The organism is Methylorubrum populi (assembly GCA_036946625.1).
Lineage (GTDB): Bacteria > Pseudomonadota > Alphaproteobacteria > Rhizobiales > Beijerinckiaceae > Methylobacterium > Methylobacterium populi_C.
Window position 1 is genome coordinate 644,118 of the sequence record JAQIIU010000003.1, and the last position, 12,593, is coordinate 656,710.

General features: G+C 72.8%; 15 protein-coding genes. 6 read left to right on the top strand and 9 right to left on the bottom strand.

Features of this window, described 5'->3' with window-relative positions; all coding sequences use genetic code 11:
• Positions 1 to 285: 285 nt before the first annotated feature.
• Both infA and PGN25_14390 read right to left on the bottom strand, forming a co-directional pair.
• On the bottom strand, positions 286 to 564 hold the full coding sequence (gene infA, locus PGN25_14385) for a translation initiation factor IF-1 (GenBank protein ID MEH3118737.1): 279 nt from the start codon (positions 562 to 564) through the stop codon (positions 286 to 288).
• Between the two features lie 311 nt (positions 565 to 875).
• Positions 876 to 2,000 (bottom strand): branched-chain amino acid ABC transporter substrate-binding protein, encoded by a 1,125-nt coding sequence (locus PGN25_14390; GenBank protein ID MEH3118738.1) that lies wholly within the window; start codon positions 1,998 to 2,000, stop codon positions 876 to 878.
• A 263-nt stretch (positions 2,001 to 2,263) separates the two neighbouring features.
• Here PGN25_14390 and PGN25_14395 point away from each other — a divergent pair, with 263 nt between their 5' ends.
• The 4 genes from PGN25_14395 to PGN25_14410 all read left to right on the top strand — a co-directional run bounded on the left by PGN25_14395 (position 2,264) and on the right by PGN25_14410 (position 5,154).
• On the top strand, positions 2,264 to 2,587 hold the full coding sequence (locus tag PGN25_14395) for an XdhC family protein (protein MEH3118739.1): 324 nt from the start codon (positions 2,264 to 2,266) through the stop codon (positions 2,585 to 2,587).
• A gap of 250 nt (positions 2,588 to 2,837) precedes the next feature.
• Positions 2,838 to 3,557: an XdhC family protein gene (locus PGN25_14400; protein MEH3118740.1), complete on the top strand. Its 720-nt coding sequence runs from the start codon at positions 2,838 to 2,840 to the stop codon at positions 3,555 to 3,557.
• A gap of 3 nt (positions 3,558 to 3,560) precedes the next feature.
• Positions 3,561 to 4,574, top strand: coding sequence for a molybdopterin-binding protein (locus PGN25_14405; GenBank protein MEH3118741.1), 1,014 nt, complete (start codon positions 3,561 to 3,563; stop codon positions 4,572 to 4,574).
• Positions 4,561 to 5,154 (top strand): nucleotidyltransferase family protein, encoded by a 594-nt coding sequence (locus tag PGN25_14410; GenBank protein MEH3118742.1) that lies wholly within the window; start codon positions 4,561 to 4,563, stop codon positions 5,152 to 5,154. Before PGN25_14405 ends, PGN25_14410 begins: the two co-directional genes overlap by 14 nt.
• Before the next feature lie 7 nt (positions 5,155 to 5,161).
• On the opposite strand, the gene PGN25_14415 is transcribed toward PGN25_14410, so the two are convergent.
• The 3 genes from PGN25_14415 to bcsS all read right to left on the bottom strand — a co-directional run bounded on the left by PGN25_14415 (position 5,162) and on the right by bcsS (position 7,059).
• Positions 5,162 to 5,323, bottom strand: a complete 162-nt coding sequence (locus PGN25_14415) for a DUF2256 domain-containing protein (protein ID MEH3118743.1) — start codon at positions 5,321 to 5,323, stop codon at positions 5,162 to 5,164.
• A gap of 26 nt (positions 5,324 to 5,349) precedes the next feature.
• Positions 5,350 to 6,216: a formyltransferase family protein gene (locus PGN25_14420; protein MEH3118744.1), complete on the bottom strand. Its 867-nt coding sequence runs from the start codon at positions 6,214 to 6,216 to the stop codon at positions 5,350 to 5,352.
• Between the two features lie 174 nt (positions 6,217 to 6,390).
• Positions 6,391 to 7,059, bottom strand: a complete 669-nt coding sequence (gene bcsS, locus PGN25_14425) for a cellulose biosynthesis protein BcsS (protein MEH3118745.1) — start codon at positions 7,057 to 7,059, stop codon at positions 6,391 to 6,393.
• Positions 7,060 to 7,396: 337 nt separating this feature from the next.
• Between bcsS and PGN25_14430 the strand changes: the two genes are divergently transcribed.
• Positions 7,397 to 8,029, top strand: coding sequence for an exopolysaccharide biosynthesis protein (locus tag PGN25_14430; GenBank protein MEH3118746.1), 633 nt, complete (start codon positions 7,397 to 7,399; stop codon positions 8,027 to 8,029).
• 81 nt (positions 8,030 to 8,110) lie between these two features.
• Here the strand turns inward: PGN25_14430 and PGN25_14435 are convergent, their stop codons facing one another.
• Genes PGN25_14435 through PGN25_14445 form a run of 3 tightly spaced genes read right to left on the bottom strand, consistent with a single transcriptional unit; the run spans position 8,111 to position 9,968 of the window.
• Positions 8,111 to 8,941 carry a metal ABC transporter permease gene (locus PGN25_14435; protein ID MEH3118747.1) on the bottom strand — a complete coding sequence of 277 codons (831 nt, stop codon included), beginning with the start codon at positions 8,939 to 8,941 and terminating at the stop codon, positions 8,111 to 8,113.
• A gap of 53 nt (positions 8,942 to 8,994) precedes the next feature.
• Positions 8,995 to 9,840 carry an ABC transporter ATP-binding protein gene (locus PGN25_14440; protein MEH3118748.1) on the bottom strand — a complete coding sequence of 282 codons (846 nt, stop codon included), beginning with the start codon at positions 9,838 to 9,840 and terminating at the stop codon, positions 8,995 to 8,997.
• Positions 9,837 to 9,968, bottom strand: a complete 132-nt coding sequence (locus tag PGN25_14445) for a hypothetical protein (protein MEH3118749.1) — start codon at positions 9,966 to 9,968, stop codon at positions 9,837 to 9,839. The genes PGN25_14440 and PGN25_14445 overlap by 4 nt, the downstream gene beginning before the upstream one ends.
• A 261-nt stretch (positions 9,969 to 10,229) precedes the next feature.
• Between PGN25_14445 and PGN25_14450 the strand changes: the two genes are divergently transcribed.
• Positions 10,230 to 10,673 (top strand): Fur family transcriptional regulator, encoded by a 444-nt coding sequence (locus PGN25_14450; GenBank protein MEH3118750.1) that lies wholly within the window; start codon positions 10,230 to 10,232, stop codon positions 10,671 to 10,673.
• Positions 10,674 to 10,734: 61 nt separating this feature from the next.
• On the opposite strand, the gene PGN25_14455 is transcribed toward PGN25_14450, so the two are convergent.
• On the bottom strand, positions 10,735 to 12,240 hold the full coding sequence (locus PGN25_14455) for a sugar transferase (protein ID MEH3118751.1): 1,506 nt from the start codon (positions 12,238 to 12,240) through the stop codon (positions 10,735 to 10,737).
• Positions 12,241 to 12,593: the final 353 nt, after the last annotated feature.

Sequence of the window (12,593 nt, forward strand, 5' to 3'; positions counted from 1 at the left end):
CCTGTCGCGCCCTGGATCGCTTCGCGGCCGCTCGCGAGGACGGAGGGGGGCCAAACCCGAAGCGATCAAGCGGAAACGGTATGACAGGTCGCAACGGCGGTGCGGGCTTCCCTCCCCGTCCTTGCGAGGCGAAGCCGCAGCGATCCACTGCGGCGACGGATCCGGACAGGTCGCGCGGCGGCGTCGTTTGCCCGGCGCTCGCGATGACGGGCGAGATCGAAATGGCCGGCCGGGAACGGTCGAACGCGATGGGCCTCGGCGGTGCCCTTTCGGGGCACCGTCAGGTCAGCGCCGGCGGAACTGCTGGCCGCCGCGCTGGGGCGGACGCGGGCCGGAGGAGCGCTCGTCCTTGTGGCGGAACACGAGGCGGCCCTTCTCGAGGTCGTAGGGGGACATCTCGACGGTGACGCGGTCGCCGGCCAGGGTCTTGATGCGGTTCTTCTTCATCTTGCCGGCCGTGTAGGCGACGATCTCGTGACCCTGGTCGAGCTGCACGCGGTAGCGCGCGTCCGGCAGAATCTCGACGACCAAGCCGTCGAACTGCATCAATTCCTCTTTCGCCATGCACCTGTCTCCGGCCGGGCTGCCTGCACGGGGCGCTCCGGCAAAGTCAAAAATCGGTCTGTCGTGCAAAACGCGCGGCGCTGCGGGTCCGATCCGCTGACGGAGAGGCGCAAGCGATGCCGGGCGTCGGGCGCCTTTCGCAAAACTCCCGGATCAGGGAGCCCTCCCTCCGGCCGGATGACGGCACGACGGGCGTTTTGCGAAGGGCACCGAGCGTGGGACTTAAGCGCCGGGGGCGCTTCGCGCAAGAATGACCGCCGCCGAACCGGGCGTTAACGTCAATCCGCGGCTTTGGAGACGGGAATTCATCCTCACGGCGCGACTTCGCTGCCGGCAAAGTCGAGCCGGCCGTCGGGGAGCCTGCGCCAAGCATGGACGGAGAAGGGGGGCCTCGTCAGGTCGCCGCGGGTATCGAAGGCGATCTCGCCGAGCACCGTGCGGAGTGGGACGCCTCCGTGCAGGAAGGCGGCGACCTTGGCGGGTTCGACCGAGCGGGCGCCCTCGATGCCCTGGCGGACGACCTCGACCGCCGCGTAGCCTGGCCCGGCGAACATCTCGGCCTCCGGACCCGGCGGCGACCGCCGTGCGCCCCGCGGCTCGGGCGGGTGCGGGGCCGCGGGCGCCAGCGTCATCAGCGTGCCCTCGGCCCCCGGGCCGGCACCCTGCGCGAAATCCTTGTCGAGCAAGCCGTCGCTGCCGATCACGGTGGCCGTGAGACCCGCCTCGCGCATCGCCCGCACCAGCGTCGCCGCCGGGGCGGACAGGCCGCCGAAATAGACCGCCTCGATCCCGAGCGCCCGCAGCTTGGCCACCAGGGCGGCGACCTCGCGGTCGTCGCGGGAGACGCCCTCGAACAGCCGCTCCCCGCCGCCGCGGACCTTCAGGGCGCGGGCAGCCTCGTCGGCGAGCGCGCGGCCGAAGCTGGTCCTGTCGTGGACGACGGCGACCGGCCGGTCCCGGAACCGTTCGGCGAGCAGCGTGCCGCCGAGCGCCCCCTGCTGCGCATCGCTCCCCGAGAGCCGGAACAGCAGGTTCGCGCCCCGGCGCGTCAGCGGCGCCCAGGTCGCGCCGGGCGTGACCGAGACGATGCCGGCCTCCTCGTAGACCGGGCTCGCCGCGGCGGTGGCGCCCGAGGTGAGATGACCGACGACGAAGCGCACGCCGCCCTCCGCGAAGCGGCGCGCCACCGCCGCCGCCTGTTTGGGATCGCCCGCGTCGTCCTGCACCACGAGATGGAACTTGCGCCCGGTCACGCCGCCCGCCCGGTTGATCTCGGCCACCGCCTGCTCGGCCCCGAGCCGAGCGCCCTGGCCGAAGCCGGCATCCGGCCCGCTCAAGGGGACGGCGAGCCCGATCTTCAGGGGCTCGGCCGCGCCGGCCGGACCGGCCAGCAGCGTCAGGGCGAGGAGGGCCGGCAGCGCGCTCCGCTTCGTCACGGCCGATCCCCGTCCGGTCGTTCGATCCACACGGCTTCTTGATGACGGCCGGCCGCGCCCCTTGCAAGGATTCCCGGGATGCGCCCCTTCGCGCCGCATTGCGGAAACGTCCCGCGCGCCTACCTCTTCCGTCACGGGACGGTCGGGGGCGGCGGAACCGGCATTCTCTCAGAGCCTGTTCGACCGGCCGACGTGTCTTCGTCAGGCAACGGCAGGGCGAGATGGGATCACTGCAGTCAAACAGGCTCTCAGGACGTGAAACCATGCTCTCCACCGAGGACGACATCCTGCGCGCGGCCGAGGGCTGGCGCCGCGAGGGGCGGGCGGTCGCGCTCGCCACCGTGATCGAGACCTGGGGCTCGGCGCCGCGCCCGGTCGGCAGCCACCTCGTCATCGACGGCGACAGCCGGTTTCTCGGCTCGGTCTCCGGCGGCTGCGTCGAGGGCGAGGTCATCACCGAGGCGCTCGACGTGATCGAGGACGGCCGCCCCCGCACCCTGGAATTCGGCGTCGCCGACGAGACCGCGTGGCGGGCCGGCCTCTCCTGCGGCGGCCGCATCCGCGTCTTCGTCGAACGCGTCGATTGAGGCGTGCCCGTCCGTGCCGATCCCACTCATCCCCTCATCCTGAGGTGCCGCAGCGAAGCGGAGGCCTCGAAGGGGGCTCCGGTTCTCGCGCGATTCCTGGAGCACCCTTCGAGGCCGCTTCGCGGCACCTCAGGATGAGGGAGCGGGTTGGACGAAGGCCGCTTGCCTCTGCCGGCTCTTCGAGCCGAATTCCGACTCGGCCAACCCCCGACTTGCCGGATCGCTCTCCGAGACCCCCATCGAGACCCCCATGCGCCTCGACACCCTGTCGGCCCTCAATGCGGAGCGCGCGGCGCGCCGCGCGGCCCTGATCGTCACCGATCCGGCGGACGGCGGCCAGCGCCTCGTGCGCGCCGCCGAGATCGACGCCGACCCGCTCGCCGGCCTGCTGCGCGCGCGCCTGCGCAGCGGTCGCAGCGGCCTCGGCGAGGGGCCGGACGGGCACCCGGTCTTCGTCGCGGTCCACGCGCCGCCGGTCCGCTTCGTCGTGGTCGGCGCCGTGCACATCTCCCAGGCGCTGGTGCCGCTGGCCGGACAGCTCGGCCTCGACCTCACGGTGATCGACCCGCGCACCGCCTTCGCCAGCCCGGAGCGCTTTCCCGGCGTGCGGCTGATCGCGGAGTGGCCGGACAGGGCGCTGGAACAGATCGGGCCGCTCGACGCCTACACGGCGCTCGCCGCGCTCACCCACGACCCCAAGATCGACGATCCCGCCCTCGTCGCGGCCCTGCGGGCGGAGTGCGCCTATGTCGGCGCCCTCGGCTCGCGCAAGACCCATGCGCGCCGCGTCGAGCGGCTGGAGCAGGCCGGCTTCGACGCGGCGGCGATCGCCCGCATCCACGCGCCGATCGGGCTCGACATCGGCGCGGTCTCGCCGGCCGAGATCGCCCTGTCGATCCTGGCGCAGCTCGTCGCCACCCTGCGCAAGGACCGCGTCGAGGCGCCCGATGCCGCGCGGGCCGGGGCCTGAGCCGTGCGGTTCGGACCCGTCGCCACCCGCGACAGCGCGGGGCTGATCGCCGCCCACACGGTGCGGGCCGAGGGGGCGAGCCTGAGGAAGGGCCGGCCGATTCCCGCCGAGGAGGCGATCCGGCTCGCCGCATCCGGCATCCCCGAGATCCTGGCCGCGCGCCTCGACCCCGGCGATGTCGGCGAGGACGAGGCCGCCGCCCGCCTCGCCCGCGGTCTCGCGGGCGCGGGCCTGCGGCCGGAGCCTCCGTTCACCGGGCGCTGCAACCTGCTGGCCGAGACGGCGGGCGTGTTCGTGGTCGAGCCCGCCCGGATCGATGCGGTCAACGCGGCGGACGAGGCGATCACGGTCGCGACCCTGCCCCCCTTCCGGCCGGTGGCGGCGGGCGAGATGGTCGCGACGATCAAGATCATCCCCTATGCGGTCGCCGCCGCGCCGCTGGAGCGGGCGCTCGCCGCTGCGGCCGGCGCACCGCCGATGCGGCTCGCGCCCTATCGCCTGAGGCACGTCGGCGTGGTCTCGACCCTGCTGCCCGGGCTGAAGGCCTCGACCGTCGCCAAGACCCTGCGTGTCCTGGCCGACCGGCTGGCCCCGGCCGGCGCCGGGATCGTCGGTGAAACCCGCGTCCGGCACGCGGCCGGCGCGGTCGCAGCCGCCATCGCGGGCGCGGTCGCGCAAGGGGCGGAGCTGGTCGTGGTGTTCGGCGCCTCGGCCATTGCCGACCGGCGCGACGTGATCCCCGCCGGGCTCGAAGCGGCGGGCGGCCGGGTCGAGCAGTTCGGCATGCCGGTCGATCCCGGCAACCTGCTCCTGCTCGGCGCCCTCGGATCGGTGCCGGTGATCGGCGCGCCGGGCTGTGCCCGCTCGCCGAAGGAGAACGGCTTCGATTTCGTCCTGCACCGCCTGCTCGCCGGGCTGCCCGTGACCCGGGCCGACATCGTCCGCCTCGGCGTCGGCGGCCTGCTCACCGAGATCCCGTCGCGCGGTCAGCCGAGGTCGGGCGGTGACGCGGCCTGAGCCTTCCGTCGGCGCGGTGATCCTCGCCGCCGGCCTCGGCTCCCGCTTCGGCGCCGCGCCGAAGATGCTGGCGCCCTATGCCGGCATGCCGATGGTGCGGCGCGCCGCCGAGGCGGCCCTGGCCTCGCGGGCGAGGCCGGTCGTCGCGGTGCTCGGCGCGCATGCCGAGGCGCTGAAGGTAGCGCTCGCCGGCCTCGGCCTGACACTGACCGAGAATCCCGACCCCGCCGCCGGGCTCTCGGCCTCGCTGCGCCTCGGCCTCGCCGCCCTGCCGCCGGGAACGGAGGCGGCCGTGGTGCTGCTCGGCGACATGCCGCGGATCGGACCGGCCCATGTCGATGCGCTGATCGCGGCCTATGCGAGCGCCGCGCCGCGTCCGGCCGCCGTGGTGCCGGTGAGCGGGGGGCGCCGCGGCAATCCGGTGCTGCTCGATCTCGCCCGCCTCGCCGACGATCTCGCGGCGCTGACCGGCGACCGCGGGGCGGGGCCGATCCTGAAGGGGCGCGGCGACGTGCTGGAAGTCCCGGCCGACCCGGCGGTGGCCTTCGACGTCGACACGCCGGACGCGCTCGACGGGTAAGGCCGGGTCAGGTCCGGCGCGGGTTCCGCTTCGCCTCCGCCCGGCACCGGTCGGAACAGTAGCGCACCGCGTCCCAGGCCCGCTCCCACTTCCTGCGCCAGGTAAAGGGCCGGCCGCACTGCGCACAGATCTTTTCCGGCAGATCGCCCTTGCGGCGCATCGGCGGCACGGATTCGGGACCTCGCTCGAAAGAGATCAGCGCCCGATCTGCCTCGCCTCGTCGAGCGGCACCGGGCTCCAGCGGGTGATCTGGACGTAGCCGTCGCGGGCGGCGACCAGGACGTGGCGGCGGTGGCGGTGCACCACCGTGCCGGGGGCGTGGCCGTGCGCCTCCGGCCAGCCGTCGGCGGCGGCGACGAAGATCCGGGCGCTGCCGAGCCGGGCGATGGTCTCGACCGCTCCGAAGGCGCGCACGTGGCGCAGCACCTCGGCCACGTCCCGGCGGAAGTCGAGGGTGCGGTCGGCGTCGTTCATCCGCGGCCAGTAGGAACCGTCGCCCTGCGGCTCCGGCCGACGCCAGCGCTCGGCCAGTTCTCTCCCGATCGGCCCGAGCGCGAGGCGGCGGCCCGCCATCTGGCAGCGGGCGAGCAGCGTCTCGTGCGTCTCCCGCTCGTCGAGGGGGAAGATATCCTGCGCGAGGATGTCGCCTGTGTCGAAGCCCTGCTCGGCCAGCACGTGGGCGGTGACGCCCCAGCTCTCGTAGCGGTCGAGGATCGCCTTGAACAACGGGTAGGGCCCCCGCCCGATCGGCAGCGGCGAGGGGTGGACGTTGAGCGCGTAGCGCATCCGCCCGTGCCAGCCGCGCACCAGCCAGGGATAGCCGGCCACGACCAGGGCGATGTCGCGCCCGTGCTCCCCGGCGAGCCGCTCGATGTCGTCGGGCAGGAGCCGCGAGAGCTGGATCGGGATGCGGTGGCGCCGCCCTTGAGCCACCACGACGTCGTTGAAATCGTAGAGGCCGTCGCAGGGCCGGGTGAACAGCTTGACCGGCGTCCAGCCCGCCTCGACCAACCCGTCGAACACGCCGCCGAGGAAATCGATGCCGGCGAAAGCGAATTTCATGGGCGACGATGTCCCGTCCTGTCGTCGTGACGACGTCGTGTCCTGCGACGGTCCGCGCGGGCACTCGGAGCGACCGCCGGCTCCACGCTGAGCGGCCATGCCTTAGCTAATCGATTTCTCGGGTGCCCACAAAAGGCTTCGGTCCGAGGGGTGAGCGACGGGTGAGGCGCGGCCTCACAGCGCGTTCCAGATCGCGAGGGAGAGGTAGGGGCTCACCCGTTCGAGCGGGGTCTCGATCTGGCAGCCGGCGGCGAGACGGAAACGGTAGCCGCCGAATCCGTAATCGGTGGCGTGGAGGCCGACGCTCCACTTCCGGTACCCGGTGCGGTCGGCGTAGACGGCGACCTCGGGGCCGAGATAGGCGCCGAACAGGGCATAGCCCCAGGACAGGCGGCCATAGGCGTCGCCGCGGGCGGAGCCCAGGATCACCGTCGCGGTCGCCAGCGTCGCCTCCGAGGGCCGCGCCCAGACCTCGCCGTGCAGGCGCATGCCCCCGCGCAGGGGCAGGACCGCCGGGCCGCCCGGCCCCGCCAGCGTTTCCCAGGACGCTTCGGGACCGGCCAGGACCGTCACCGCACCCCACTCCCGGATGAACTGGTAGCCGCCGAGCGCGGCGCCGAGGAGTGTGGCGCGCACCAGGACCGGCGCCCGGAACCCGTTCTCCAGCCGCACCCCGCTGCCCATCGTCACCAGGGCGACGGGGCCGTCGCGTTCGAACCGGTCGAAGGCGAGCTTCGCCCCGCTCGCGGAGAAGGTCGAGGCACCGGCCTCCAGGCTGCCGAACAGCACGGTCCGCAGGCCACCGTCCTCGCTCCGGGCCGGGCCGCAGGCGAGGACGAGCAAGCCGAGAAGCCCATGTGCGCGACGGCACGCGACCCGCCCGAGCGTAGACGAGCGGCGTGCGTCGACCTCCGGTGGAGCCACGGCCAGCATCAGGCGTCGTACTTGGACCGATCGAAGGACCGCAGGTTGTCACAGATGAGGGCAATGTTTAAGTCTTCTTAAGAAGTAGACGCGCAGAGCTTGTGCAATATTATCTGAAGTAATCGTCATCAGGTATTCGGAAACCTGAGGATGCCTTTTGCCGGGGGACGCGGCGGGGGTGTGCCATCCGCGTGCTTGGCGGACGGCCTGCATTGGGCTAGAGCCCGCTCACCGAAAACCCAACGGCCGAGCCGGTTTGTCCTCCGCTGCGCGCACCTCCGACGTTCTCACCATGCTCGCGAGCCAGGAGAGCGAGCGGCTGACCGTCGGCGACATCATCGCCGTGCTGCGCGATCGCGCCTTCGCGCTGCTCGTGGTGCTGCTCGGCCTGCCCAACTGCCTGCCGATGCCGCCGCCGATCCCGCTGGTCTGCGGCTTGGTCCTGCTCGGCATCGCCGTCCAGATCGTGGCCGGCATGTCCGCCCCCTGGCTGCCGCGGCGCCTGCTCGATCAGTCGATCGCCCGCGCGACGGTGGAAAAGGCGGTGAAGCGGGCGGTGCCGCTGCTGCGCCGCCTGGAGCGCTGGTCGCGCCCGCGCCTGAGCGTGTTCGACGGCGCCATCGGCATGCGCGGCATGGGCGTGCTGATCCTGGCGCTGGCGCTCGCCCTGATCGTGGCGCCGCCGTTCTTCGGTCAGATCCCGCTCGGGCTCGCCGTCTCGCTGATCGGCCTCGGGCTGGTGGAGCGCGACGGCTTCGTGGTGCTGATCGGCCTCGTGATCGGCGGCATCGGCGTCGGCATCTCGATCGGTTTCGTCTACACGCTGTTCGCCAGCGTCATGGGCGCGCTGGCGTGGCTCTCGCAGGCGATCCCGGGACTCGGGCTGTAGGGCCTTCCGCACAAGGCCGGCGCGAGCGCGGGTGGTGTCGAGGTGTCCTCATCGGAAGCCGGGCCCGCCGAACGAAAACGCTCACGCCTCCAGGTGACGCCGCCGCACGAGGCGGTGGATCAGGCCGCCGCGGGGGCCGACCAGCATCGAGGCGAGGTAGAGCGCGCCCGCCGCCAGCACGATCGCCGGTCCCGTCGGGAGCCGGATGCCGGCGTGATAGGAGACGAGCAGGCCGGTCACGCTGGAGAGCAGCGAGACCAGCATCGCGACGGGGATCAGCCCCGACAGGTCGGCGGCCCAGAACCGGGCGGTGATCGCCGGCAGCAGCATCAGGCCGACCGCCAGCAGCGTGCCGAGCGCCTGGAAGCCGCCGACGAGGTTGACCACCACCAGCGCCAGGAAGGCCGAATGCACCGGCCCGCCGGCCCGGCTCACCGTGCGCAGGAACAGCGGATCGACGCACTCGATCACCAGCGGGCGGTAGAGCACGGCCAGGGCGGCCAGCGTCAGGCTGCTGATGCCGCCGAGCAGCGTCAGCGCGTCGTCGTCGAGCGCCAGCACGGTGCCGAACAGGATGTGCAGGAGATCGACCTGCGAGCCCCGCAGCGACACGAGGAAGACGCCGCCGGCCAGCGAGATCAGGTAGAAGGCGGCGAGACTCGCATCCTCCTTCAGCACGGTCGAGCGGGTGACGAGCCCGGCGGCGAGCGCCACCGCGAGCCCGGCCACCAGTCCCCCCAGGGTCATCGCCGGCAGCGACAGCCCGGCGACGAGGAAGCCCGCGGCGGCCCCGGGCAGGATCGCGTGGCTCATCGCCTCGCTCATCAGGCTCATCCGGCGCAACATCAGGAAGACGCCGAGCGGCGGCGCCGACAACGACAGGGCGAGGCAGCCGGCCAGCGCCCGGCGCATGAAGCCGAACTCGGCGAAGGGGCCGATCAGGAGATCGTGGAGGCCGGCGAGGGTCACGAAGCGGTCCGGTGATGGGCATGGGCATGGCCGTGCCCGTGGCGATCGTGCGCGGCGGTCGGCGCGTCATCGGCGGAACGAGGTCCGTGATGCGCGTCGTGGCGGCAGATCGCGGCGGCCTCGTCCCAGGCCTCGGACAGGCGCAGCGCCCGCGCCAGCACCGGCGGCGTCAGCACCTCCCGCGTCGGCCCCCAGGCGATCGGGCGGCGGGCGAGCACGAGGGTCGAGGGGAAGTGCGCGCGCACCTGGGCGAGGTCGTGCAGGGCCGCGACGACGGTGCGGCCCTGGCGGTGCCAGCCGCGGATCAGCGCGAGCAGGTCGGCGGTGGTGCGCTCGTCGATGCCGGTGAAGGGCTCGTCGAGCAGGATGATCCGCGCATCCTGCAGGATCAGCCGGGCGAACAGGGCCCGCTGGAACTGGCCGCCGGAGAGGGTGCCGATCGGCCGGTCCTCGAAGCCGGTGAGCCCGACCGCGGCCAGCGCGTCGAGCAGCCGGGGGCGCTGGCGGGTCAGGCTGCGCCAAGCGCCCAGCGGACGCCACAGCCCCATCGCCACGAGGTCGAGCACGCTCACGGGGAAGCTGCGGTCGATCTCGGCGGCCTGCGGCAGGTAGGCGACGGCACCCGCGCGCGGCCCCGCCTCGACCGCCCCGTCGAGGGGGCCGATCTCGCCGATGATGCCCTTCAGCAGGGTCGACTTGCCCGCTCCGTTCGGCCCGACCACGGCGAGCAGGTCGCCCGGTGCGATGGTGCCGTCGAGGTGGTGCACCGCCGGGTGCCGGTCGTAGCCGAGCGTCAGGCCGCGGAAGCGGATGGCGCCCGTGCACGCCGCCGCGGCGTTCACGACGTCGCCCACAGGATCACCCCCCAGAGCAGGCCCGACAGGACCAGGGCGGCCGCGAGGCGCAGGCCGGCTCCGCTGCGGAACAGCGAGCGGCGCGGGAGGCGGACGGTCCCGCCGGCACGGGTCATGGAAGCTCCGAGGATGGGCCGGCGCGGGCCGTGTCGCGGCAAGGGCGGGAGGCCGCGACCCGCATCGTTGCCCGAACGCGGCCGGACGCTTATCCTGGGTGGGCTGATACACTGTAACACGGACCGAGTTCAATCGGCCCGTTCGGTGCCGATACCGGGGAGGTCGGGATGCGCGCTCACGCGCAGCGGGATCACGATCACGACCACCGTCACGATCATGATTCGCACGATCATGATCCGTCGGGCTGCGGCGCCGCGGACGTGGTCGAGCGGGCCGAGCGCCTGTGCCGGGAGCGCGGCCTGCACTTCACGCGGCTGCGGCGGGACGTGCTCGCGGCGGCGGCGGCGGAGCATCGGCCGCTCGGCGCCTACGACATCGCCGAGCGGATGAGCGCGCCGGGCCGCCGGGTCGCGGCGGTGTCGGTCTACCGGGCGCTCGACTTCCTCACCGAGCAGGGCTTCGTCCACCGCATCTCCAGCCGCAACGCCTTCGTCTCCTGCGGGCACGAGCACGGGGCGGGGGCGGGCCTCGTCTTCCTGATCTGCCGCACCTGCGGCGGCATCGACGAGATGACGGCGCCGGCCGTCGAGAGCGCCCTCGACCAGACGCTCGCCGGAGCCGGCTTCACCCCGACGAGCCGCATCCTCGAAGTCGAAGGCGAGTGCGGTGCCTGCCGCGGGCGCGGGGACGCGCCTGAAGGATAGAGCCTCGTCCTGGACCCGATCCTGGATCCGATGTCCGGGACGAGGCTCGGGCGCGTTCTGCTCAGAACGCGTTCCGGTAGGCCCTCGGCGAGACGATCGTCCGGAAAAGGATCGTCATGTCGAGCCAGAGCGACCAGTTGTCGATGTAGTGCAGGTCGGCCTGGACGCGGGCTTCCATCGCCGCGTCGGTCAGGGTCTCGCCGCGGAAGCCGTTGACCTGGGCCCAGCCGGTGATACCGGGCTTCACGTTGTGGCGGCGGGCGTAGAGGGCGATGCGCCGCTCGAAGCTGCGGTCGTGGGCGAGCGCGTGCGGGCGCGGCCCGACGAGCGACATGTCGCCCCGGATCACGTTGAGGAGCTGGGGCAGTTCGTCGAGGTTGGTCCGGCGCAGCAGGGCGCCGACGCGGGTGATGCGGTCGTCGTTGCGCGAGGCCTGCCGGAAGGGAGCGTCGGGGGCGGCCCGCATGCTGCGGAACTTGTAGACGCCGAAGGCCTCCTGGTTGAAGCCGTAGCGCCGCTGCCGGAAGAAGACCGGGCCGGGGCTGTCGAGCTTGATCAGCACGGCGAGCGCGATGAACAGGGGCGCGAGCAGCAGGAGCCCGATCCCGGCCAGCGTCACGTCGAAGGCGCGCTTGAGCAGGATCTCGCCGACGGAGAGCGGCCGGCGGCCGATGTTGAGGCCCGACAGCCGCCCGACCCGGGCGACCTGAAGGTCGGGGAAGCGGTCCATCATCGTGCCGGGCCGCAGGTGCAGGGCCGCCGGCACCCGCAGGAAGGCGTCGATGCAGCGCTCGATATCGGCGGCGGCCGACCACGGCACCAGCACGAACACGTCGTCGGGCCGCAGGAAGCGCACCACCGAGACCGCGAGGTCGAGATCCTCGGCGAGCAGCGCCTCCGCGCTTCCGGGGCCGGGGCCGGGATCGAAGCGGCGCAGGTAGCTCGTGCCGACGATGCGCAGCCCGAGCGCGTCGACGTCGTTGTTGGCGTAGAAGTTCGCGATGTCCTCCTCGTAGCCGACGAGATGGACGCGGCTCGCCGAGGCCGAACGCGAGGTGCTGCCGCGGCGCACCAGCGCCACCATCGTCGCCCGGACGAGGATCGTGACGGGCAGTCCGACGAGGAAGAAGGCGACCGAGGCCACGCGGGAGAAGTCGTGGGTGGTCTTCGTGGCGAAGCCGACGAGCAGGGCCACGGCCCAGGCCAGCAGCCAGAGCGTCGCCGTGCGCTGCAGGTGGGGCGTCCGCGACAGGCAGTGCTCGATTCGGTACTCGCCGCGGGCGAGGTTGGTCAGCACCACGATCAGCGCCAGGAAGCCGGCCGTCTGGAGGTTCAGGCTGCGCGACAGCGGGATCAATGCGCCCCCGGAGGTGTAGGCGTAGTAGGCCGCATCCATCGCGAACCCGACCATGACGATCGCCGCGAGATCGGCCGCGAGCAGCGAGGCCGAGATGCCGATGCGCAGGGCCGTGCGCCGCCGCCGCGGCAGCAGGGAGGCCCAGACGGCACGGCGCACCCGGTCGGCGGGCAGGTGCTGGTACTGCTCGGGTGGGCGCTCGTGAAACATCGTGTCCCGTGCCGTGATGCCCTGGGGCCGTGGTCTGTCCCGAAGCGGGACGGTTTCGGTCGCCACCACGGGTTGCGCGCCTCTCAGCGCAAACCGCGCACCGGTTTCGCTCGACGGCATTGCCCCATCGAGGGCGGCCTGACATACGAAGCCCCGGCCCTTCCCCCCGGAAGGGCCGATCCGCAATCAGTGCCGTGCCAGCCGAACGCGCCTCCGGTCGATCCCGATCCGACTCACGTCCGGCCCGCACGGCGAGAACGCGCTTTTCGCGGACGGATTCAAACCGATTCTTTCGCCGACGGCCTGAGAAACCGGCTCCGGCTTTCGGAACAATCGGAGCGAGGCGGCCGCCG

Coding starts and splice junctions, on each gene's coding strand:
- infA (MEH3118737.1), bottom strand. CDS start 564: ATGGCGAAAGAGGAATTGATGCAGTTCGACGGCTTGGTCGTCGAGATT.
- PGN25_14395 (MEH3118739.1), top strand. CDS start 2,264: ATGCTCTCCACCGAGGACGACATCCTGCGCGCGGCCGAGGGCTGGCGC.
- PGN25_14400 (MEH3118740.1), top strand. CDS start 2,838: ATGCGCCTCGACACCCTGTCGGCCCTCAATGCGGAGCGCGCGGCGCGC.
- PGN25_14420 (MEH3118744.1), bottom strand. CDS start 6,216: ATGAAATTCGCTTTCGCCGGCATCGATTTCCTCGGCGGCGTGTTCGAC.
- PGN25_14435 (MEH3118747.1), bottom strand. CDS start 8,941: ATGCGCCGGGCGCTGGCCGGCTGCCTCGCCCTGTCGTTGTCGGCGCCG.
- PGN25_14445 (MEH3118749.1), bottom strand. CDS start 9,968: ATGACCCGTGCCGGCGGGACCGTCCGCCTCCCGCGCCGCTCGCTGTTC.
- PGN25_14455 (MEH3118751.1), bottom strand. CDS start 12,240: ATGTTTCACGAGCGCCCACCCGAGCAGTACCAGCACCTGCCCGCCGAC.